Origin of the sequence: Edaphobacter acidisoli (assembly GCF_014642855.1) — a bacterium.
Taxonomy (GTDB): Bacteria; Acidobacteriota; Terriglobia; order Terriglobales; family Acidobacteriaceae; genus Edaphobacter; species Edaphobacter acidisoli.
On the sequence record NZ_BMJB01000002.1, the window covers coordinates 119,370 to 138,928 of the forward strand.

19 protein-coding genes are annotated in these 19,559 nt (G+C 55.4%); 16 read left to right on the plus strand and 3 right to left on the minus strand.

Going from position 1 to position 19,559, the window contains the following annotated elements; all coding sequences use genetic code 11:
* Nucleotides 1–19: 19 nt before the first annotated feature.
* From IEX36_RS13530 to tsf, 6 genes are all read left to right on the plus strand, one after another.
* Nucleotides 20–3,298, plus strand: coding sequence for a TonB-dependent receptor (locus tag IEX36_RS13530; protein WP_188760095.1), 3,279 nt, complete (start codon nt 20–22; stop codon nt 3,296–3,298).
* An 81-nt stretch (nt 3,299–3,379) separates the two neighbouring features.
* The gene (locus IEX36_RS13535) at nt 3,380–4,261 is read left to right on the plus strand and encodes a sugar phosphate isomerase/epimerase family protein (RefSeq protein WP_188760096.1); all 882 of its coding nucleotides are present in this window, start codon (nt 3,380–3,382) and stop codon (nt 4,259–4,261) included.
* Between the two features lie 1,365 nt (nt 4,262–5,626).
* On the plus strand, nt 5,627–6,061 hold the full coding sequence (gene rplM / locus IEX36_RS13540) for a 50S ribosomal protein L13 (RefSeq protein ID WP_188760097.1): 435 nt from the start codon (nt 5,627–5,629) through the stop codon (nt 6,059–6,061).
* A gap of 92 nt (nt 6,062–6,153) precedes the next feature.
* A complete protein-coding gene (gene rpsI, locus IEX36_RS13545; RefSeq protein ID WP_188760098.1) occupies nt 6,154–6,549 on the plus strand; it encodes a 30S ribosomal protein S9 in 396 nt (131 codons plus the stop codon).
* Nucleotides 6,550–6,729: 180 nt separating this feature from the next.
* On the plus strand, nt 6,730–7,644 hold the full coding sequence (gene rpsB / locus IEX36_RS13550; RefSeq protein ID WP_188760099.1) for a 30S ribosomal protein S2: 915 nt from the start codon (nt 6,730–6,732) through the stop codon (nt 7,642–7,644).
* A 153-nt stretch (nt 7,645–7,797) separates the two neighbouring features.
* Nucleotides 7,798–8,463 carry a translation elongation factor Ts gene (gene tsf, locus IEX36_RS13555; RefSeq protein ID WP_188760100.1) on the plus strand — a complete coding sequence of 222 codons (666 nt, stop codon included), beginning with the start codon at nt 7,798–7,800 and terminating at the stop codon, nt 8,461–8,463.
* An 82-nt stretch (nt 8,464–8,545) separates the two neighbouring features.
* On the opposite strand, the gene IEX36_RS17530 is transcribed toward tsf, so the two are convergent.
* A complete protein-coding gene (locus IEX36_RS17530) occupies nt 8,546–9,322 on the minus strand; it encodes a DUF8728 domain-containing protein (protein ID WP_229669005.1) in 777 nt (258 codons plus the stop codon).
* 108 nt (nt 9,323–9,430) lie between these two features.
* Between IEX36_RS17530 and pyrH the strand changes: the two genes are divergently transcribed.
* Nucleotides 9,431–10,135: a UMP kinase gene (gene pyrH / locus IEX36_RS13565; protein WP_229669006.1), complete on the plus strand. Its 705-nt coding sequence runs from the start codon at nt 9,431–9,433 to the stop codon at nt 10,133–10,135.
* 228 nt (nt 10,136–10,363) lie between these two features.
* The gene (locus IEX36_RS13570) at nt 10,364–11,515 is read left to right on the plus strand and encodes an acyltransferase family protein (RefSeq protein WP_229669007.1); all 1,152 of its coding nucleotides are present in this window, start codon (nt 10,364–10,366) and stop codon (nt 11,513–11,515) included.
* A 4-nt stretch (nt 11,516–11,519) separates the two neighbouring features.
* Here the strand turns inward: IEX36_RS13570 and IEX36_RS13575 are convergent, their stop codons facing one another.
* The gene (locus IEX36_RS13575; RefSeq protein WP_188760103.1) at nt 11,520–12,371 is read right to left on the minus strand and encodes a glycosyltransferase family 2 protein; all 852 of its coding nucleotides are present in this window, start codon (nt 12,369–12,371) and stop codon (nt 11,520–11,522) included.
* Between the two features lie 96 nt (nt 12,372–12,467).
* Here IEX36_RS13575 and IEX36_RS13580 point away from each other — a divergent pair, with 96 nt between their 5' ends.
* Complete coding sequence (locus IEX36_RS13580; RefSeq protein ID WP_188760104.1) at nt 12,468–13,349, plus strand: glycosyltransferase family 2 protein; 882 nt, start codon at nt 12,468–12,470, stop codon at nt 13,347–13,349.
* A gap of 27 nt (nt 13,350–13,376) precedes the next feature.
* Here IEX36_RS13580 and IEX36_RS13585 read toward each other — a convergent pair whose 3' ends face one another.
* On the minus strand, nt 13,377–14,231 hold the full coding sequence (locus IEX36_RS13585) for a DNA-methyltransferase (RefSeq protein ID WP_229669008.1): 855 nt from the start codon (nt 14,229–14,231) through the stop codon (nt 13,377–13,379).
* Nucleotides 14,232–14,321: 90 nt separating this feature from the next.
* Between IEX36_RS13585 and IEX36_RS13590 the strand changes: the two genes are divergently transcribed.
* From IEX36_RS13590 to IEX36_RS13620, 7 genes are all read left to right on the plus strand, one after another.
* A complete protein-coding gene (locus tag IEX36_RS13590; protein WP_188760105.1) occupies nt 14,322–15,143 on the plus strand; it encodes a PP2C family protein-serine/threonine phosphatase in 822 nt (273 codons plus the stop codon).
* A gap of 35 nt (nt 15,144–15,178) precedes the next feature.
* The gene (locus IEX36_RS13595) at nt 15,179–16,036 is read left to right on the plus strand and encodes a 3-hydroxybutyryl-CoA dehydrogenase (RefSeq protein ID WP_229669009.1); all 858 of its coding nucleotides are present in this window, start codon (nt 15,179–15,181) and stop codon (nt 16,034–16,036) included.
* Nucleotides 16,037–16,104: 68 nt separating this feature from the next.
* Entirely contained in the window at nt 16,105–16,290 is a 186-nt protein-coding gene (locus tag IEX36_RS13600) for a hypothetical protein (RefSeq protein WP_188760106.1), read from the plus strand.
* Between the two features lie 73 nt (nt 16,291–16,363).
* Nucleotides 16,364–16,822 (plus strand): MaoC family dehydratase, encoded by a 459-nt coding sequence (locus IEX36_RS13605; RefSeq protein WP_188760107.1) that lies wholly within the window; start codon nt 16,364–16,366, stop codon nt 16,820–16,822.
* Between the two features lie 64 nt (nt 16,823–16,886).
* Nucleotides 16,887–17,912, plus strand: a complete 1,026-nt coding sequence (locus IEX36_RS13610; protein WP_188760108.1) for an MBL fold metallo-hydrolase — start codon at nt 16,887–16,889, stop codon at nt 17,910–17,912.
* Nucleotides 17,913–17,991: 79 nt separating this feature from the next.
* Nucleotides 17,992–18,498 (plus strand): hypothetical protein, encoded by a 507-nt coding sequence (locus tag IEX36_RS13615; protein WP_229669010.1) that lies wholly within the window; start codon nt 17,992–17,994, stop codon nt 18,496–18,498.
* Between the two features lie 133 nt (nt 18,499–18,631).
* Complete coding sequence (locus IEX36_RS13620; protein ID WP_188760109.1) at nt 18,632–19,489, plus strand: rhomboid family intramembrane serine protease; 858 nt, start codon at nt 18,632–18,634, stop codon at nt 19,487–19,489.
* Nucleotides 19,490–19,559: the final 70 nt, after the last annotated feature.

Below are 19,559 nucleotides of genomic sequence, written 5' to 3' on the forward strand. Positions count from 1 at the left end.
ACTGGAAAGGAAGGCCAAAATGAAGTTCAGACGATACAGACTTTTGTTTTTATCTCTTGGGATTGTCTTCTCTCTCTTCCCCGGGAATATGTTGTTGGCGCAATCGACAGGCAGCATCCGTGGCACGGTCAGCGATACAACTGGCGCAAACATTGTGGATGCCACCGTCACCGCCACCAACCCTTCTACCGGGCTTACTCGAACTCAGCAGACAAATGGTGATGGCATCTTTGTCTTTCCTGACTTGCCCATCGGCTCCTACACACTGCAGATTGCGAAGCATGGCTTTCAGACGCAGCAACGCGAAGCGCTTGAACTGCTGACCGGCCAGAACATCGCGCTCGACATCAAGCTGACTGTTGGAATCCAAACTGTTTCGGTTGAGGTCGACACGGACACGCAACAGATCCAGACAGCAACCTCCGAGGTCGCTACGACCGTCGACCAAAAGCAAATGCAAGACCTTCCTTTGAATGGAAGAAATCCATTGCAGCTTACGGCATTGACGCCTGGTGCGGTGCTGACAAACACGGGGACAGAGAGCGGACAGCAAGATAACACTGGCCTGTCTGTAAACGGCCTTCGCGCAACCCAGAACAACTATCAGCTTGATGGCTCTATCTACGTCGATCGCTTCTTTGATTCGGTCCCCATTCTGCCGAACCCAGATGCGCTCCAGGAGTTCACCATTCAGGCGGCGAACTTCAGTGCGGAGTTTGCGGGCGCGGGCGCGGTGGTGCAGCTCTCCACACGCTCTGGTACCAATCAGCTTCACGGCTCGGCGTTCGAGTTCTTCCGGAATACTGTTCTGAATGCAAAGAACTACTTTCAGAGCACCATCCCGCCATACAAACTCAATCAGTTCGGTGGCACAGTTGGTGCGCCAATTGTGATTCCGCACATCTACAACGGCAAAGATAAGACATTCTTCTTCTTCGCTGCAGAAGACATGCAGCAGCGATCGTCGCCAAATCCGATCAGCATCAACGTCCCGACAGCCGCCGAGCTGAAGGGAGATTTCTCCGGCCAATCGAAAACTATCTACAACCCTTCAACCGGCCTGCCTTATTCCGGTAACATCATCACCACTCCTGAAAGCCCACTCTCCGCAGCCGTCGCCAAGGAATACATCGATCCAGTCCTTGCTAACCCAAACACTAACCAGCAGACCGGCAACTTCAAGTCTTCCTCAAACTCCAACGTCGACCGCACGCAATATCTCGTCAAGGTCGATCACGCCGTCCACGCGAACAACCACCTGAGCGGTCGTTATTTCTACGTGCAGGACAACTTCCAGCGTGCGTTCAACGCGCCATTGGGCTTCTTTGCCGAAAATCTCTTCCGCAATCAGTCGCTTACGTTAAGCGACACGCAAATTTTCAGCAATACGCTCACCGGCACGATCTACGCGACAGGTTCACGCTACGCGCGCACACAAATACCTGAGACGCCGACGCTGCATACCCTGCAGGATCTCGGTCAGAACCTGCCCCTGGGCACAACCGTCCCCATCTTCGCGGGTGTGCGTGCCAATATCTCCGGTTTCGTCGACTTGTTCTCCGGTGGAGCGCTCACTCAGGACTCGACTACTTTTGAATACAAAGCGCAACTGGTGAAGGTCCTTGGAGCGCACACGATTAGCTTTGGCGGCGGATACGAGCGCACCCGTATTGACGCCGACGACTTCTCCTATACGCCCGGCGACCACACCTTCAACGGTTCCCGCACCCAGAATGCCGCGGGCCAAGGAGGCTCCGCCGCCGCGGACTTCTATCTAGGACTCGGCTCCACCTTCTTCCAGGACAACGGCCGCAAATTCTACCTGCGCGAAAACCGTCCTGCTATCTATATTCAGGACGACTGGAAGGTCACACGTGCGTTGACGGTCAACGCTGGTGTTCGCTGGGACCCCTGGCTTCCTCCGATTGACCTTAACGAATCACTCGTCGGCTTCAAGGCTGGCCAGCAATCAACCGTTGCCCCCGGCGCGCCCGTTGGCATGGTCTTCAATGGCGATGCAGGAACCGTCCCTTCGGTCTTCCACAACAACTACAAAGCATTCGGTCCACGTCTCGGCTTCGCCTACAATGTCGCCGGTCAGGGGCGGACCGTCGTCCGCGGTGCCTACGGCATCTTCTACGGCTTCCCCGAGGGCTTGCTCTATCAGCGGACCGACGCAGCACAGCCTATTGACCTCTACCTCAACATTCCAGCGCCCCCGGCCTGGGACAACATCTATGCCGGCTTCCCCGGCGGCGATCCCTTTCCGCGCGCGCACGTCCCGCCAAGCCAGTTCAAAACCTACAGCTTCATCCTACCCGTGTCAGGAGGCCTCCTTAATCCCGCATCGAAGGTCGCTTACAACCAGAACTACAACCTCACCGTCGAGCAGCAGCTTCCCGGCAACATGGCTATGTCGCTTGCCTACGTTGGAAACCACGCGGTTCACATCATGGCTTCGCGGCAGTTCAACCCAGCGGTTTATGGCCCGGGAGCGACCATCGGCAACGAAAACTCACGCCGTCTCTATCCCGGCCTCGGAGCGATGGAACTGGCAGACGCCTACTCGTACGAGCTTTACAACTCGCTCCAACTCAACGTCACCCGCCGTGTCTCCAGGGACCTGACTCTGCTCGGCAATCTGGTCTGGGCCAGAGTCACGGACAACACCTCATCGGGAACGGAAGGCCAGGCTGGTCCGCCAAACCCCTACAACCTCAACAGCTCTCGCGGCCCCGCCGACTTTGACCAGGCCGTGCGCGTCAACATCTCCGCCAACTACTATCTGCCGAAGTTCACCAGTAGCCGGCACTGGGGTGAGCTCGCCAACGGATGGCAGTTGAATATGATCGCGAACCTTCGGACAGGAATGCCCTACACTGTAACCAGCGGCACAGACCGATCACTCTCTGGCATCGGCAACGACTACGCCGACATCGTTCCCGGCGTTAGTACGAATCGTACTGCCGGTTTCTCGCGTATTGCGGAATACTTCAATCCGGCAGCCTTCAATCCGGCGGCCATCGGCACCTTCGGTAATACGCACCGCAATGTTTATCGCGGTCCAGGATATGAAGACATTGACGCCTCCATCTTTAAGGACTTTTTCACCGAACGTCGTGTTCACGGCCAGTTCCGTGCAGAAGGATTCAACATCCTGAACCACACCAATCTCAACAATCCGGTAACCACCGTGTCCAGCAAAAATAGCGTTATAGGAACGCCTAATAGCCTAGGAACGATCAATGGTTCGGGCGATCCACGCGTTTTCCAGTTCGGCGCGAAGATCTTGTTCTAATAACACCTAAGACTCAACAATGGGTCAGTCCGAGTTTGATTACGGACTGACCCGAATTCTGAAGAAGGAGTGTAGGAAATGATGATTGATTCGTTGGGTTTACTGCACACGCGGCGGCAATTTCTTCGCGGTACAGTTGCAGCGGCTGCGGGCTTGGGTCTTGGAGCGTCGTCCTTTGCCGAAGCTGCACCCTTGAGCGCGTTTGGCGTTCAGCTCTACACCGCGCGTAAAGACGTCATAGCTGACCCGGTCAAGACGCTCCAGACCATCCGTCAGATTGGCTATCGCTGCGTCGAAACCTTTGCCGCCGAGTACAAGAGCACGAACGCAAAAGACCTGCGCAAGATGATCACCGACGCAGGTCTTGCTTTGCCCAGCGCACATTTCGGTTACAACGAGATGAGTCAACGTCTTGATTACGCGAAAGAACTTGGCGTTCACTACGTTGTCGTCGGATCGACCCCCGTCAACATCGCCAACTCAGTCGACGGCTTCAAGCAGGCCGCGCACCAGTACAATCAGTGGGGAGAACAAGCCCGCAAACTTGGCCTTAGCTTCGCCTTCCATAATCACAACACAGAGTTTCAGCGCTTCGATGGCCGCACCGGCTTAGATATCCTTCTCGCCGAAACCGATCCCCATCTCGTTCAGTGGCAGATGGACTGCTACTGGGTCACCGAAGCTGGCTCCGACCCTGTCCAGCTTATCCGGCAGCACGGACACCGCCTTCAATCACTACATTTCAAAGACCGCAAACCTGACTTCCTGCCATCGACCATCCTCGGCAAAGATGCCCAGCACTTCACTGAGGTAGGAACAGGCACGATTAATTGGCGCGCGATATGGAATGCCGCTTCAGCTGTCGGCATCAAGTACTTCTTCGTCGAGCAGGACACCACGGAGATTCCAGCGCTCGACAGTTTGAAGATTAGCTTCGCGAATTTGAAGCGCCTGCTCGCATAAGTTTGGGGCACCCTCAATCAATTCCAATTCCCAAGCGGTTGGGATGCGATTGCGAGAACTCTACCGGGCCGGGCCGAGCAAAGAGGACATTGAAGTGACAAGCGTAAGAGCACATACAACGGCGACACGTGATTGTTATGTCCTTGCTTGAGCCATTCCGAATACGGCGTACAGATAAATGGTCAGGCCAAAATTTCTTAAGTAGTTAAATGTGGGTTACTTTTCCAACAATGGATCTGCTGGGCTCTCTCGAACATCGGCCGACCACCGTGGTGATAGCTCTACTAAGCTAAGGGGTCGAAAGGTAGCTATATAAACATTTACTCGATCTCTATAGCTGGTTTAAGGCCAGCGATTTTTCTTGACAACCTGGCAGGGCGGACTTTACTGTGTCGGAGTTCCCGTAGGAGTGTCATTTTTCTCGTCATAGTGGACGGACCATTTTTAGATAATCGTTATTTTAGGTCTGCTGTCTCGGGCTGGTATCGTACGCTCTTTTGCTACTCAGAGCGGCTGCCCATCTATGCCATTTCAGGTGATCACAGACCAGCAGAGCGTTGTCCCCGAACCGGGGAGCCTGGCTTTAACTGTGACCGGTGTGTTGATGCTTGCATTTCTTACTGGCAGAGGGTTGATCAGACAAGCGGGTGAGGATTCTCGCACCTAAACTGGATGGTCAATTGATTGAGACCCTTGCTTCTAAGGATTCCTAGAGCTGAGAGTTGACTTGCTACGAATGATCTGGCGGGTGCTCTCCATGCGGGCATTGGAGGGTGCCTTTACAACTTTTGGGGAACTTGCAATAGGCTTCGCTGGCGGTACTCTCCGGTAGTTGCTGATGGAGCTGCCATGAATATGCTGCCCTGCCTTGTTGCCGAGCCTGCTTCAATTATCTACATTGTGACGGGAACTTTGGGCCTTTGTCTGGTCCGCTTCCGTCCAAGTAAGCGCTCGGCACGGTCCTCGGTGATAATGCTCTTCTGCCGCCACTCGACCCATAAGAGGTTGGCTGAGGTCAATCTGTTTGAGGTATAAGGGCTGGACCCGAGCGAATTCAAGCGTTGACTCACCCAGTAGTCTCGGCTATTCTTAAAACTCGCGCAGTCTCGCATCTGCGCCCCTGTGTCTGTTTGTGACTGGGCGGCGTTGGCATTCGGGACATCCGTGGTGGATCCACCAGGCGCACTCCCATCCGGGAATGCCCTGAAGCACCCATCCAAAAGGTTTTGTGCGGAGCCCGAGCCTGGGCGAGGAATCTCTCGCGCCGCGTGCAGGCTAGTTTTCATTTGATGTGCGGCAGCAAACATTCTTTCTTCATGGAACACGCCGAACACTGAAGACGGCAGAAACAAGGAGCAACTCGACATGCCTACAACTATTCCCAGCGGCAAAGACGTTCAGCGCAAGTGGTTCGTCATTGATGCCAGCGGTCAGACTCTGGGGCGCCTCGCCACTCACGCCGCGTCGGTTCTCGCCGGCAAGCTCAGCCCTCTGTATACTCCGTATCTCGACATGGGCGACCACGTCGTCATTATTAATGCGGAGAAGATTGTGCTGACTGGTCTCAAGTCCGACAAGAAGCTTTATCGCCGCTACACGGGTTTCCCCGGCGGTCTGCGCGAAGAGTCCTTCGTCAGCCTGCTGGCCCGCCGCCCGGAGGCCATCATCGAGCAGGCTGTCAAAGGCATGCTTCCCAAGTCGAAGTTGGGCCGCCAGATGGCGACCAAGCTCAAGGTTTACAAAGGCGAGCGTCATCCGCATCTCGCCCAGAAGCCCCAGCCGATGCAGATTGCTAGCTAGTTTGCAGGGTTTCGGCTTACGGTCCGACTTTGGGTCGGGTCGATTCAAGATTCAGGGCTTTTGGCCCAGAGGTACAAGTTCTAAGGAGCATCATGGCAGATCTCGTTCAGTATTACGGAACCGGCCGCCGCAAGTCCTCGATTGCGCGCGTCTTCCTGCGCCCGGGCAGTGGCAAATTTACCGTCAACAAGCGTGAGTTCGAGCAGTACTTCGTCACGCCGGCACAGCGCGCAGCGGCCAAGCAGTCGCTCGGTGTGCAAGGTATCGACGAAACCTTTGACATCATCACGACGGTTAAGGGTGGTGGTGTCATGGGTCAGGCCGACGCAGTGCGTCTAGGTATCGCCCGTGCCCTGATGGAGTTCAACCCCGAGCTGCGCAAGGCCCTCAAGTCCGAGGGCTTTGTAACACGCGACTCGCGCGGCAAGGAACGCAAGAAATATGGACAGCGTGGCGCTCGCGCTCGCTTCCAGTTCTCGAAACGCTAAGAAGCGGGCTTCTCGCTGCCGTCTGCTGACGGATGGCAGCGGGGAGCATCGAATTGATTTTCGCAACACCCTCCGGAGCCCTGCGGCCGGGGGCAAGGAGTTCAATCTCTCTCGCTGGTTGATAGGCGAGGGATCAATTCAGGCACCGGATGTGTCCGTTCGCCTCGACAAAGGAGCATTATGGCAACGATTACGATGAAGGAGCTGCTCGAAGCCGGCGTTCACTTCGGGCATCAGACCAAGCGGTGGAACCCTCGCATGAAAGAGTATATTTTCGGCGAGCGCAATGGCATTTACATCATCGATCTGCAGAAGACTCTCAAGATGTTCAAGGAGGCGTCCAAGTTCGTCACCGATCTGACCGCTTCGGGCAAGATCGTCCTCTTTGTTGGCACCAAGCGCCAGGCACAGGATGCTATTGCCGAAGAGGCCAACCGAGCAGGCATGCCTTACATCAACTCTCGCTGGCTGGGTGGCCTGCTAACCAACTGGGTGACGGTGCAGAAGTCGGTCAAGCGCCTGCAGGAACTCGACGATATGTCGACCGATGGACGCTACGAGTTGCTCACAAAAAAGGAAGTTATCAAGCTCGAGCGCGAACGCAAGCACCTTTCGACCAACCTGGCTGGCATCAAGAACATGAAGCGGTTGCCGGACGCGATCTTCGTCGTTGACTCGAATAACGAAGCTATCGCCGTCTCCGAGGCCCGCAAGCTAGGTATCCCGGTGGTTGCTGTTGTCGACACGAATTGCGACCCCACTGTGGTTGATTATGTGATCCCGGGCAATGACGATGCGCTACGCGCCATTCGTCTGTTCACTACGAAGATCGCAGACTCGGCCTACGAGGGCACACAGATGGTTTCCGAGAACGCGTTCGCGGCCGAAGTCGCCGATGTTGATCAACTCGCGACTTCCTCTGAACACGTTGGCGAAGCTGGTGAACACGAAAGCGTCGAACAGCGCTACAGCGCACTTTCTGATGATGACGACAACGTGGACTTCGAGGCCGTTCTCGGCGGGAACATTCGTAAAGCACCTGCTGCCGCTGTTGCGGACGACTCGGATGCGGCTATCGCCGAGACTGGCGCATAAGCAAGAAGGTTAGGGCATTCGGTCTGAAAATCGGAGTGAGAAGATTGAAAATTCAGCTTCGAGACGTGACCTTTGTCATGTAGTAATACTTTCTCATTATTTCTGGGCGTGGGTGTTGAAACTCACGCCCCTCAGAATCAAAGGAAACGACTTATGTCTACTGAAACAGCTGTGAAGATTGATGCCAAACTGGTCAAGGAACTTCGCGAAAAGTCCGGTGCTCCCATGGGCGACTGCCTCAAGGCTCTTCAGGAGAGCAAAGGCGATATGGAAGAGGCTTTTGTCGTCCTGCGTAAGCGCGGTATGGCCTCGGCTGCCAAGAAGGCTTCGCGTACCACAAATGAGGGTGCCGTAGGTACTTACATCCATGCAGGTGGCAAGATCGGTGTCCTACTGGAGCTCAATTGCGAGTCCGACTTCGTTGCTCGCACTACCGACTTTCAGGACCTGCTCAAGGACATCGCCATGCACATTGCTGCGACTGACCCCCGTTACGTCCGTCGCGAGGACGTGACCGAGGAGGACTTGGCGCGCGAGAAGGACATCTACCGAGCTCAGGCAGCGGCTACTGGTAAGCCTGCCAACATTATCGAAAAAATGCTCGAGGGTAAGATGTCGAAGTTCTACGAGGAAGTCTGCCTACTCGACCAGCCCTTTATCAAGGAGCAGACCCAGACAGTTGCGCAACTGATCGCGGCCAAAGTCGGAAAGCTCGGCGAGAATATTTCTGTTCGTCGCTTTGCGCGCTTCAAGGTTGGTGATCCCAACTGGACGGTGGCCACAACCAAGGTTGCCGTCTCAGAGGAGTTGCAGGCGTAGTTACATATCTATACTTCACAAGAGCCCGGCACAATCGCCGGGCTCTTGTGTTTCTGACGAAACGAATCGGGTTGACTTTCTTTCAATGGGCGAGGCGCTCGGCCTCTTTGCGGTCCGGATCGAACCAGAAAGCATCGTCCTTGGGTAGTGTCGGAGCAAATCGTTCCAGGTCCCTACGGATCAATGCAGTTGCATCCTGCGAGGTGCTGTAAAAAACCACACATTTTTCCGGTAGAACAAATATAGGCTCCGGTACACACAGCTTCGCGACCGGTGTCCATGAGCGTGGAATCTGAAACCACTCTGGAAAAAGTATCGCCAGACCGATTCCGTGCTTTTTTACCATCGCTTCCATCCACTCCGGCGTCTTTTCAGGCTGACGCGCAGCTTCCAGGGATCCTAGCCCATAGAGGTCGAGAACATAGCTGCCCTTCCTCCTCTGAAAACTAGTGAGCCCTAAATCGTTCACAGCGTAATCGCTGTGATAATACTCCGTGACAAAGCGATGCATTTGGTACTGCTCGATGTAAATTTCATGGGAGGCATGTGGCGTGAGTTCGGTTGCGCGAATGTATGGCGCAGCACAGAATACGAGTCCCAGAGCGAAGTACCGGAACAAGAAGCGGGGACGTTCTCCCAGCACCCACATACAGATCATTGTCAAAAAGATAACGGAATACACTTCATATCGATAGAACCACCCGAAACGTCCTATGGCGAGTTGCAGGAAGGAGGGGTCATCTAACCCATACACGAAATGGCCATGGTTTCTCGTTAGAATTACAAAAAGGATAATTGCTGCCCAGCAGAGGTAAATTCCTACACAACACAGGGCCAGTTCGCGCTGAGAGTTTCGCATCTTCAGAGTTTGACTATCCTATTCACTCTGCAAAGCGGCGATTACATCTGGTCATCGGAAGGTCTTTGTCGAGTACATGGCTCCGCCCATGCGATACTGAACAGAGCCATGTACAAGCGAATCCTTCTCAAGCTCTCAGGCGAAGCTCTGGCTGCAGGCAAAGGCTTTGGCATCGACGCCGTTTTTATTCACAAAGTTGCTGCCGAGATTGCTGCTGTTCATTCTCTCGGTTGCGAGATTGGCATCGTCGTCGGTGGAGGCAACTTCTTTCGGGGTGTTGCTCAGCAGGCCATCGACATGGACCGCGTAGCCGCTGACCACATGGGTATGCTTTCAACGGTTATCAACGCTATCGCGTTGCAGGATGCCATCGAAAAGCTGGATATTATCTGCCGCGTTATGTCAGCCATTGAAATGCACGAGATTGCTGAACCATACATTCGCCGCCGAGCTATCCGCCACCTTGAGAAGGGCCGCATCGTCATCTTCGCCGCAGGTACGGGCAACCCATTCTTCTCTACCGATACCGCAGCCAGCCTACGTGCCATGGAGATCAAGGCAGATATCCTTCTCAAAGCTACCTCTGTTGACGGCATCTATACTGCCGATCCTAAAACGACTCCCGAAGCGACTAAACTTCCCGACATCACATACAATGACATCCTTCGCCTGAATCTCCGCGTCATGGATCAAGCGGCGGTTTCGCTTTGCAAGGACAACAATATGCCCATGATGGTGTTCAGCATGAAGGAGCAGGGGAACATCGTCCGCGTAGTAAAAGGTGAAAAACTGGGTTCACTCGTTACTGCCTGAAATCTCAAGACTCTATATGGCATAGTCGCTCTCTTAGCAGAAAAGCCAGGTCCTTTTTTGGGGAAGATTTCTGGGCGCGTATTGGAGCATGCTCGAAAGAGGTGCTGACAGTGCCGTCGTATCAAAAGGCTGCTAAGTTCTACTGTGTCCTCCTCACCGCAATGGCATCTAATTATCTGTCAATAGAAGGCTGAAGTGAATTCGAGCGCGCTACTACAGGAAGTACCCGTGACCACTCAGACGGCAAAGCCGCCAGCACCTATTTATGCGCGTAAACCTCAGTTGCCTGCGCTTACGGGAATTCGCACGCTGCTCGCACTTTTCATTGTGCTGTTTCACTTCACACCGCCGCACATGGGCTTGCTTTATCCGTTCATCGACAACGGCTATGTCTTTGTCAGCGTATTTTTCCTCATCTCAGGTTATGTGCTTACTTACAACTACGGCGATCGTGGGCGTAATTTGAACAAGCGCGATTTCTGGATGGCTCGTGTCTCGCGCCTCTACCCGGTCTACCTGCTGGTTCTCTTCATCTCGCTTCCCATGCTCCGCGATGAGTGGTACGCGCGCTCCCATGCTGAGTTCTGGCGGGGAGTCGTGATGACGCCGTTTCTCTTCCAGGGCTTCAGCCCTACCTTAGCTACCTTCTGGAACACCGTAGCCTGGACGCTCTCGTGCGAGGCCGTCCTTTATATTGCTTTTCCATGGCTTATACGTGCACCATGGCCCAAGACCCCCGGACGTCTCATCCTGTTGTTGTTAATGCTCTGGTCCCTCGGTCTAGTCCCCCATTCGCTCTACCTGCTGATCAATCCTGACCATCTCGCGGGACATGTTGACCGTTACACCTCTACTGAGTGGGTTCGTTTTCTTAAGTTCACCCCTTTGCCCTACCTCGGGACCTTCCTTTCTGGAGTCACGCTGGCCAAACTCCACTATGCCCTTCCGATGTCCGCGCGTCAGCGGCTTGCATTGAGCGCGGTTAGCCTCGCTGTGATATGTGCTTTTTTTTACACGTTCGTTTCAAAGACGCCCTACCTGCTCATGCATGGTGGCCTGCTCACGCCACTTTTTGCCGCGCTTGTTCTGGGGCTAAGCGGGCCACACCTGATCACCTCTTGGTTCTCGTGGCGTCCTCTGCTTCTAGTAGGCGAAAGCAGCTACTGTCTTTATCTCATTCACTTCAATCTCTACCAGTTGCTGCATCGAAGTCACGTCCTCGATCGCTTGCACCTCGCGAGTTTAGACCCGTGGCTCTCCTACGTCATTCTTGTAGCTGCCTCAGTAGCTGTCTTCAAGTGGTATGAAAACCCTGTCCGTCGCGCCATCCTGCGACGTTTTCCACCAGCCTCGCGTCCTCTTGCGCCAGCGGCTTCATAGACGGTTATTCAGGCTGAACAGGTCTGCTGTTTGCAGGTTCCTTAGCGCTATGATCTAACTCACGCGTTTTGAGGACAATGAAGTACTCGTAAATGGATTGGAGCGTGGCATATACCAAACCAGCCGAGCCGTCGAGGATGGATCGGCGGATGAACACCATGTAAATCCACTTGAGCACAGGACGGCCTGGAAGACGATAGAAGAGTGCTTTTTGATGAAGGCGCCGGGTGTGGAAGTCACGGTGACTAAGCGCCGTTCGCAAGGAAGGATTTTGCAGTCCTTGCTGACCGTGAATCAGCTCGGCTTCCATCGTGGAATAGAGGTTGTGTTTCTGGATCCAGTGAGCGATTCCTTTTGAGAACGGGTAGTGGTCGAGCTGGTGCTTCAAATCGCCAACTTTACCTTCTACATTGAGCACTTCGTTGATAGCGCGGGAGTAACGGGCGTGTTCTGGGCGAACGAGTCGAATATAGAACGGCGATATCTGTGCATGCTTGAGCCAGGTGCCGAAAAGAAAGTCGCGACGGCGAAGACGGAAGCCTGAGACCTCGGATGGTGCGGCGATGACGGTCTGATGTATTTCATGTGAGAGCTCATGTGTAGGGCGTTCGTCGGCGTCGAGGATAAAGACCCAGGAGTATTTGAAAGGGACCGTGGAGAGGGCGGCGTTGCGGTGGGTAGCGTAATCGTCAAACGCGCGCTGAGTCACGTGCGCGCCTGCTGACTGTGCGATCTCGACGGTCGCGTCTGTGGAAAACGAATCGAAGACATGGATGTCATCAGACCATGAGACGGAGGCGAGGCAGCCGGGGAGGTCCTGCTGTTCGTTGCGCGTGAGGATGAGAACAGAGATCATCTGAGGCGATGGCGCTTCGGTAAGAGCAACCCTATGCTATCAAGCAGTATTGCACGTGCCAGTTTAGAGTGAAGAGAGGTACAAGGGAGAGCAAGTTTGGACGCGACGAAGGCAAGCAGGGGCAATCCTTGTGTTTGGTGCGTGATTGTGAACTGGAATGGGTGGCGCGACACGCTGGATTGTCTGGCTTCGCTGCGGGAGCAGAGCTACGGACATCTAAAGACGGTTGTGGTGGACAATGGCTCAACTGACGATTCTGTGGAGCGGATTCGGCGGGAATTTCATGAGGTCAAGGTAATTGAGGCGGGGAAGAACCTGGGTTATTCCAAAGGCTGCAACGTGGGCATCCGCGCAGCCCTCGAATCCGGAGCGGATCTCGTCTGGTTGCTGAACAACGATACGATTTGCCCTGCGGACACGCTGGTGAAACTGGTGCGACGCGCGGTAGAGTGTCCTGAAGCGGGGCTGGTGGGGACGGTGTTGCTGTACGCGCATGATCCTTCGCAAGTGCAGGCATGGGGTGGCGGAAGGGTCCTGCCCGCAATTGGCTATGTGACCCACTTCACGGCCCCTGTGGTGTTTGGGAAAAACTGCTACACGACGTTTGCTAGTGTGCTTTGCCGCAGGGAGGTATTTGAACAGATCGGCGTGCTCTATGAAGGCTTCTTTATGTACTACGACGACAGCGATTTTTGCCTGCGCATGCAGAAGACGCGATGGAAGATCGTGATAGCTGAGGACACGGCGGTGCTGCACAAAGAAGGGGCGAGCACGTCAGCTGGCCAGAAGCCATTAATGACTCGAATCGTGACTGTCTCGACGCTCCGGATGATTCGCCGAAACTCGATATATGCCTTCATTGGAATGCCGGTTTTTGTCGCCCTTCGGTTAGGGAAGCGGGTGATGCGGGGCCAGTGGACTGGGGCCAAAGCTGTCTGTGAAGGGGTGATGGAGTTTATTCGGGAACCGATGCCGTAGCAGGAGCGAATGGAAGACACGTGCTTTTCAATCCGGATGTGATTCTGTGTGTGGGCTGAAATCCTTGAGGCGCTTTTGCATGATGGCGATAGCGGCGGGGTTCTGATCGATGAGGATGAAATGTCGATTGTGTGCTGCTGCGGCTTCTCCGGCGGTGCCGCTGCCTGCGAAGAAATCAAGGACGGTGTCGCCGGAATTGGAGTGGACACGGACGATGCGCTCGAGGATGCCGAGTGGCTTTTGCGTGGCGTAGCCAGTCTTTTCCTTGCCTGTGGGTGAGACGATGGTGTGCCACCAGACATCGGTGGGGGTCTTGCCGCGCGCGGCCTTTTCTTCGCCGACGAGCGATGGGGCCATGTAGGGGATGCGGTCTGAGGCATCGAGGTTGAAGGTGTAGTGGTCGGAGTCTTTGGTGTACCAGAGGATGTTGTCATGCTTGGCCGGCCAGCGTTTGGTGGAGCGTGCGCCGTAGTCGTAGGCCCAGATGATCTCGTTCTGGAAGGAGTTGCGGCCGAAGATTTCGTCGAGCATGATCTTGCAGTAGTGGACTTCGCGGTAGTCGATGTGGAAGAAGAGCGAGCCGGTGGGGGTGAGGATGCGGTGCGCTTCGGCGATGCGAGGGCGGAGGAAGCCGACGAAATCGTCGAAGACGTCGATGTAGCCGTCGCTGGCGGGGTGGTCTATGACCTCGGTGCGGTAGCGGCGGCCGCCGAATCCGGTGCGGTCACCTTTGTCGTCGCGGATGGTTTTAAGCTGCGGACGGGATTGGCGTTTGCCGGTGTTGAATGGCGGGTCGATATAAATAAGTTCGACAGAGGCAGAGGGCATGTTGGCGAGGATTTGGAGGTTGTCGCCGAGGATGATGCGATTCATCTTGTTCATCAGTAGTTCTCTCACAGCTAACACTAACGTAATCTTGGTTGCCAGCGTTTAGACGTGTATCGTTTGGGGGGACGGTTTTTAGCTTTCGGGATGTCGCAGAGCCAGCTTATCTATGCCATGTTGTCGGACCGCGGACGTGTGCGCCGGGGCAATGAAGATGCGTGCGCGGCTTCGCCTGAGGCTGGGGTATATGTTGTGTGCGATGGCATGGGCGGAGCAGCAGCGGGGGAGATTGCCAGCCATCTTGCGGCAGAGACTCTTCTGGAAAACTTGGCGCCGATGACAACGAACGGCAAACCTACAGAGAAGCCGGAGTCACGGTTGAGTGCGGCGATTCAGGCGGCTAACCAGGCGGTGTATCGGGAGTCGCGGCAGTCTGCGCGGCTAGCGGGGATGGGGACGACGCTGGTGGCGCTGCTTCACGCGCCGATGACGAATGGGAGCAAGTTGGGGCAGCGGCGTCACGCGAACTCGCGTTCGACCGACCCGGCGACACTGTGGCTGGCGCATGTGGGTGATAGTCGATGTTATCGCTGGCGGCGCGGACAGCTGGAACGTCTTACCGTGGACCACTCGCTTGTAGAGGAGCAGGTGCGGGCCGGGCAGATAACACGGGCGCAGGCGGCGCGGTCGCCAATGCGGAACCTGATTACGCGTGCGATTGGGTCGCAGGCAGTGGTCGAACCGGAGATTCAGGGGCATAGGCCGCAGCCGGGGGACCTTTACCTGTTGGCATCCGATGGGTTGGTGCATGAGCTGGATGATGACGAGATCGCACGGGTTCTGGATAACGTGCCTCTGCCTTCTACGAAGGTAGGGTTGAAGCGTGCTTGCGAGGCTCTGGTCAGTGCGGCCAATTCGAGCGGCGGGCACGACAACATTACGGTGTTGCTCGTGGGTATAGGAGCATGAGCTGCTACACTCGCGGAGTTTGGTGAAGGGCAGACATGTTGGAGATTAAGAGAGTTGGAGTAGTGGGTGCTGGCACGATGGGCAATGGGATTGCCCATGTGTGTGCGCGGGCAGGGTTGGATGTTGTGCTTTGCGATGTGCAGCAGGGGTTTCTCGATCGCGCGGTGGCGGCGATTGAGAAGAACCTTGCACGTGAGGTGGCTAAAGGAAAGCTAACTGCGCAGCAGAGCGATGAGGCGAAGGCGAAGATTGCTACTTCGCTGACGATGAATGCGCTTGGCGATTGCGATCTGGTGATTGAGGCGGCGACGGAGAAGTTTGCAGTGAAGGCTGAGATTTTCCGTGATCTCGACAGGATTCTCATGCCAGGTACAATTCTCGCGACGAATACCTCGAGCATTTCGATTACAAAGATCGCGGCGGAGACGGAGCGGGCGGAGCGTGTGATTGGGATGCACTTCTTCAATCCCGTACCAGTGATGCAACTGGTTGAGGTGATTCGCGGGCTGGCGACCTCGCAGTATACGTTTGCGGCGGTTGAGGCTCTTGCTGTGCGGTTAGGGAAGGCGCCGGTGGAGGTGAACGATGCGGCGGGGTTTGTCTCAAACCGCGTGTTGATGCCGTTGATTAATGAGGCTGCCTATGCGGTGATGGAAGGCGTGGCGACGGCTGAGGCGGTGGACAAGGTGTTTGTGCTGGGGATGGCGCATCCGATGGGGCCGCTGACACTGGCGGATTTTATTGGCTTGGATGTCTGTGTGGACATCATGCGCGTGCTGGCTGAGGGGTTGGGTGGTCCGAAGTACAACCCGTGTCCGCTGTTGGTGCGAATGGTGGATGCCGGATGGCTTGGGCGGAAGAGCGGCCGCGGATTTTATACTTATCCACAATGATGACTCATGTTCTTACTGTAGTTGCGGTGGTGCTATTGTGTGTGTTCTTCACGGGGGCAGGCGTGTTAATGGTGATTTCGCCAGGAACATACTTCAAATGGGTGAGCAGGGTGGGACCACGTAGCAGTCGCGTCGAAGGCGCTGGACATGGCACACGATGGCTGGCGTTCACGTGGTGGACGCGGTTTCGTGGCCTATTACTGCTGGCGGCGATGGCGTGGGTGGCGTATCACGGATGGCTGCACATCCGGTAAACGAACGCTTCTGCCTTTCGGCATAGTCAGTGCTGTCTCGAATCCCGTACACTTTTAGCAATCAGGAGAGGCTATGGCGAAAGAGCTTTACTTTGAAGACTTTTATGTCGGGCAGAAGTTTGCGTCACTGGGTGGAGTGAAGGTGACGGCGGAGGAGATCAAAGAGTTTGGCAGCAAGTACGATCCACAGCCGTTTCATTTGGATGAGGCCGCGGGTGAGAACTCGTTCTTCAAGGGGCTGGCCGCTTCGGGCTGGCTGACGGCGGCGATTGTGATGCGCCTACGGGTGCAGAGTCTGAACGTTGCCGGAGGCATGATTGGTGCGGGTGTCGAAGAGATGCGTTGGACGCTGCCAGTGAGGCCGGGTGACTCGATCCATACGGAAATTGAAGTGGTGGGAGTGCGGCAATCGCAGTCGCGCAAGGAGTTTGGGATTGTGCGCACGCGGACGCTTGCTTACAACCAGCACAACGAGGTGGTTATGCGCAGCACAGTGAACTTTCTGGCGCCGCTGCGCTCGGCTGTGAAGTAACAGCCTGAACCAAATTCGTTACCAGGCGCCAATCCCCACAGGATATAGGCGTATTCTGAACAACATGATGCAGATGACGGTGCTAGCCTCGGGATCAAAGGGCAATAGCACCGTTATTTCCAGCGGCCGCACGCGGATTATGGTGGACGCCGGGCTCTCGTGTCGCGAGTTGATGCGGCGCATGGCCGAAGCAGGCGAGGATGCCTCGACACTGGACGCAATTCTGATTACTCATGAGCATATTGACCATGTGGCAGGGCTGGGAGTGTTAGCTCGTAAGCTGAAGATTCCTGTCTTCATTACTGAGCCTACGCATAAGGCTTGGGTGCGGATGTTTTCACCGCGCTCGACAATGTCGTATGCGAAGTGGCTGGAGCAGATTCAGCGCGAAAAAGAGGTACGGGCTGATACTGTTGCTGCCGAGTATGACCCTGGGACGGATGCAGTGTCGGTTGCCCACCTGGCCATGGTCGCATCGGAGCCGCATTCGGCCCTGAACCAGTCAGTCAGTGCCAAAACGGGGCTGAATCCCTCAGATGATGGTTGCAGCATAATCCAGAGATCGGCACGGAAGACTGATCCCACGTGCCTGCCGGCAGTCGAACATTTTTGTGCTGGAGTGGATTTTTCGATTGGCGACATAGCTATCACGCCGTTCACAATTCCACATGATGCAGTAGATCCTTGCGGCTTCGTCTTCGAGTCCGGTGGTGTACGGATGGCACTGGCAACAGACCTGGGCTATATGCCGCCAAATGTGAAAGCAGCATTACGCCGGGTGGATCTAATGCTGCTGGAGTCGAACCACGATCTGGAGATGCTTCGTGATGGACCGTATCCGTGGTCAGTGAAGCAGCGGGTTATGTCTCGGGTGGGGCACCTGTCGAACCACGCTATGGCCGAGTTTCTGGAGAACGACTACGACGGCTCGGCTGAGTACATTGTGCTCGGTCACCTTTCGGAGTCCAACAATGCGCCGGAACTGGCCCGCATGTCAGCAGAGCAGGCGCTTGGCCGTAAGGCCAGCCTATTGGGGAATAAGCTGTTGCTTGCCACTCAAGCAAGCCATTTGGAATCAATTACTTTATAGGGATTTTTCGCGATAGATTGCTTTTTTCGTTACTATCCTGTGAATCTTTTCTATGGCGTGAGCGGTCAAAGAAGATAGAATGGATAAGCCAATGAAAAATACAGCTTTGGAATTTCCTTCGAGCCGTCGTCGCACGCGTTCTGCGCAGTGCGTCGACCAGGTTGTCGGAGATATTCTCTCAGGCTGGCGGTATGATATTTCGGGGCTTTCGCCTGCAATGCGCATCGACTATGAGCAGCATTTGGCAGAGTGTGCGCACTGTCGCCGTCGTCAGAATGTCGCGCGTACCATCGATCTGCTGCTGCTCTCTGTTAGTACGCTCTCGATTTTGGCTTTTTTGCTGGCCGCGGTTGTCATTCACCGTGTGGAGCTGATTACGCACATCTTCTCGATTCAGGTGCGTCTGACCCAGACACACGCTGTTGCGATTTCGTTAGAAGCGGTCGCGCTGGCCGGGATGGTCTTTTCGGCACTGATGTGGGTGCTGGTCGCCATTGCGACACCTTTACCGGGCTTCCTCGGGCATATCGTTCAGGAGCGCATCCCTGCCGATATCCGTGAGCGTTTCAACAGGAACGCTGCCTAGAGGTCTTGTCTAAAGACGAAGGTTTGGAGTTGCCAAGCTAATCCAGACCTAGCAGCGACAGTATGATGTGAAACTGTGATTCGATTCGTGCACATTTGTCACGGAAGCTCTGCGCGCGATAGCGTAGAGATGAATGCCTTCTTCTTACGAGCCTAATGGTGAGATTCTTCCCCCAGCCCCGCACGACGTAGGGCAACGTAGGCCTGTGCCTGATTACGAGACAGAGGCAGCGCGCCCTAATTCACGGTCGCGCGGATGGAACGTACTTGCTGCGCCGGGAACGTATTTGCTGGTTGGTATTAACTGTGCGGTGTACCTGTGGATGGTGCTGCATGGGGTTTCGCCGAGCGAGCCGACGCCAGCGCAGTTGGTTCACTATGGTGCGAATGTCCCGATTCTGGTACTCCATGGGCAGTGGTACAGATTGCTGACGGCGACGTTCGTGCATGTGGGGCTGATTCACATCGCCACAAACATGTGGTGTTTGTGGAACCTGGGACTGCTGGGTGAGCCGCTGCTTGGCCCGATGGGGCTGATTGCTGTCTACATGCTGACCGGGATCGCGGGCAATCTGTTGAGCATGGCCTACAATGTAGGCGATGCGCTGCTGTTTCACCATGGACGTATGGAGCTGTTTGTTGGCGCAGGTGCTTCGGGGGCTGTGTTTGGGATTGCAGGCATTTTGATTGTGCTGCTCTCGAACCGCAAGCTGCCGATACCGTGGTTTGAGCTGAAGCGGCTGCGGCGGTCGGTGGTGTGGTTTGCGGTGATCAACCTGCTGATTGGTGGGGCGACGATCCTGGTGCCGGTTGTGCGGATCGACAACTTCGCGCACCTGGGAGGGTTTCTGTCGGGGCTGGCGCTGGGGGTGCCGCTGTTGCCGAGGATGATGGCCGGGCGGGTGCGCTATCTGGAGAGGCAGAAGGTCACATTTGCAGCGGCAGCGTTTGGGCTGGCGCTGTTCGGGTACTGGATCGCGAATCTGCGGTAAAGTTGGTGCCGGACTTGTTTGCTACGTTGCTGGATACAGCGGGGGCTTTTCCGATGCGGAGACGGCCAAG

Bases quoted from the DNA above. Each gene is read 5' to 3' on its own strand.
- IEX36_RS13595 (WP_229669009.1), top strand. From the start codon at position 15,179: ATGTTGGAGATTAAGAGAGTTGGAGTAGTGGGTGCTGGCACGATGGGC.
- IEX36_RS13620 (WP_188760109.1), top strand. From the start codon at position 18,632: ATGCCTTCTTCTTACGAGCCTAATGGTGAGATTCTTCCCCCAGCCCCG.
- rplM (WP_188760097.1), top strand. From the start codon at position 5,627: ATGCCTACAACTATTCCCAGCGGCAAAGACGTTCAGCGCAAGTGGTTC.
- rpsI (WP_188760098.1), top strand. From the start codon at position 6,154: ATGGCAGATCTCGTTCAGTATTACGGAACCGGCCGCCGCAAGTCCTCG.
- IEX36_RS13600 (WP_188760106.1), top strand. From the start codon at position 16,105: ATGGTGATTTCGCCAGGAACATACTTCAAATGGGTGAGCAGGGTGGGA.
- rpsB (WP_188760099.1), top strand. From the start codon at position 6,730: ATGGCAACGATTACGATGAAGGAGCTGCTCGAAGCCGGCGTTCACTTC.
- tsf (WP_188760100.1), top strand. From the start codon at position 7,798: ATGTCTACTGAAACAGCTGTGAAGATTGATGCCAAACTGGTCAAGGAA.
- IEX36_RS13605 (WP_188760107.1), top strand. From the start codon at position 16,364: ATGGCGAAAGAGCTTTACTTTGAAGACTTTTATGTCGGGCAGAAGTTT.
- IEX36_RS13530 (WP_188760095.1), top strand. From the start codon at position 20: ATGAAGTTCAGACGATACAGACTTTTGTTTTTATCTCTTGGGATTGTC.
- pyrH (WP_229669006.1), top strand. From the start codon at position 9,431: ATGTACAAGCGAATCCTTCTCAAGCTCTCAGGCGAAGCTCTGGCTGCA.
- IEX36_RS13575 (WP_188760103.1), bottom strand. From the start codon at position 12,371: ATGATCTCTGTTCTCATCCTCACGCGCAACGAACAGCAGGACCTCCCC.
- IEX36_RS13615 (WP_229669010.1), top strand. From the start codon at position 17,992: ATGGATAAGCCAATGAAAAATACAGCTTTGGAATTTCCTTCGAGCCGT.
- IEX36_RS13535 (WP_188760096.1), top strand. From the start codon at position 3,380: ATGATTGATTCGTTGGGTTTACTGCACACGCGGCGGCAATTTCTTCGC.
- IEX36_RS17530 (WP_229669005.1), bottom strand. From the start codon at position 9,322: ATGCGAAACTCTCAGCGCGAACTGGCCCTGTGTTGTGTAGGAATTTAC.
- IEX36_RS13585 (WP_229669008.1), bottom strand. From the start codon at position 14,231: ATGAACAAGATGAATCGCATCATCCTCGGCGACAACCTCCAAATCCTC.
- IEX36_RS13590 (WP_188760105.1), top strand. From the start codon at position 14,322: ATGTCGCAGAGCCAGCTTATCTATGCCATGTTGTCGGACCGCGGACGT.
- IEX36_RS13610 (WP_188760108.1), top strand. From the start codon at position 16,887: ATGATGCAGATGACGGTGCTAGCCTCGGGATCAAAGGGCAATAGCACC.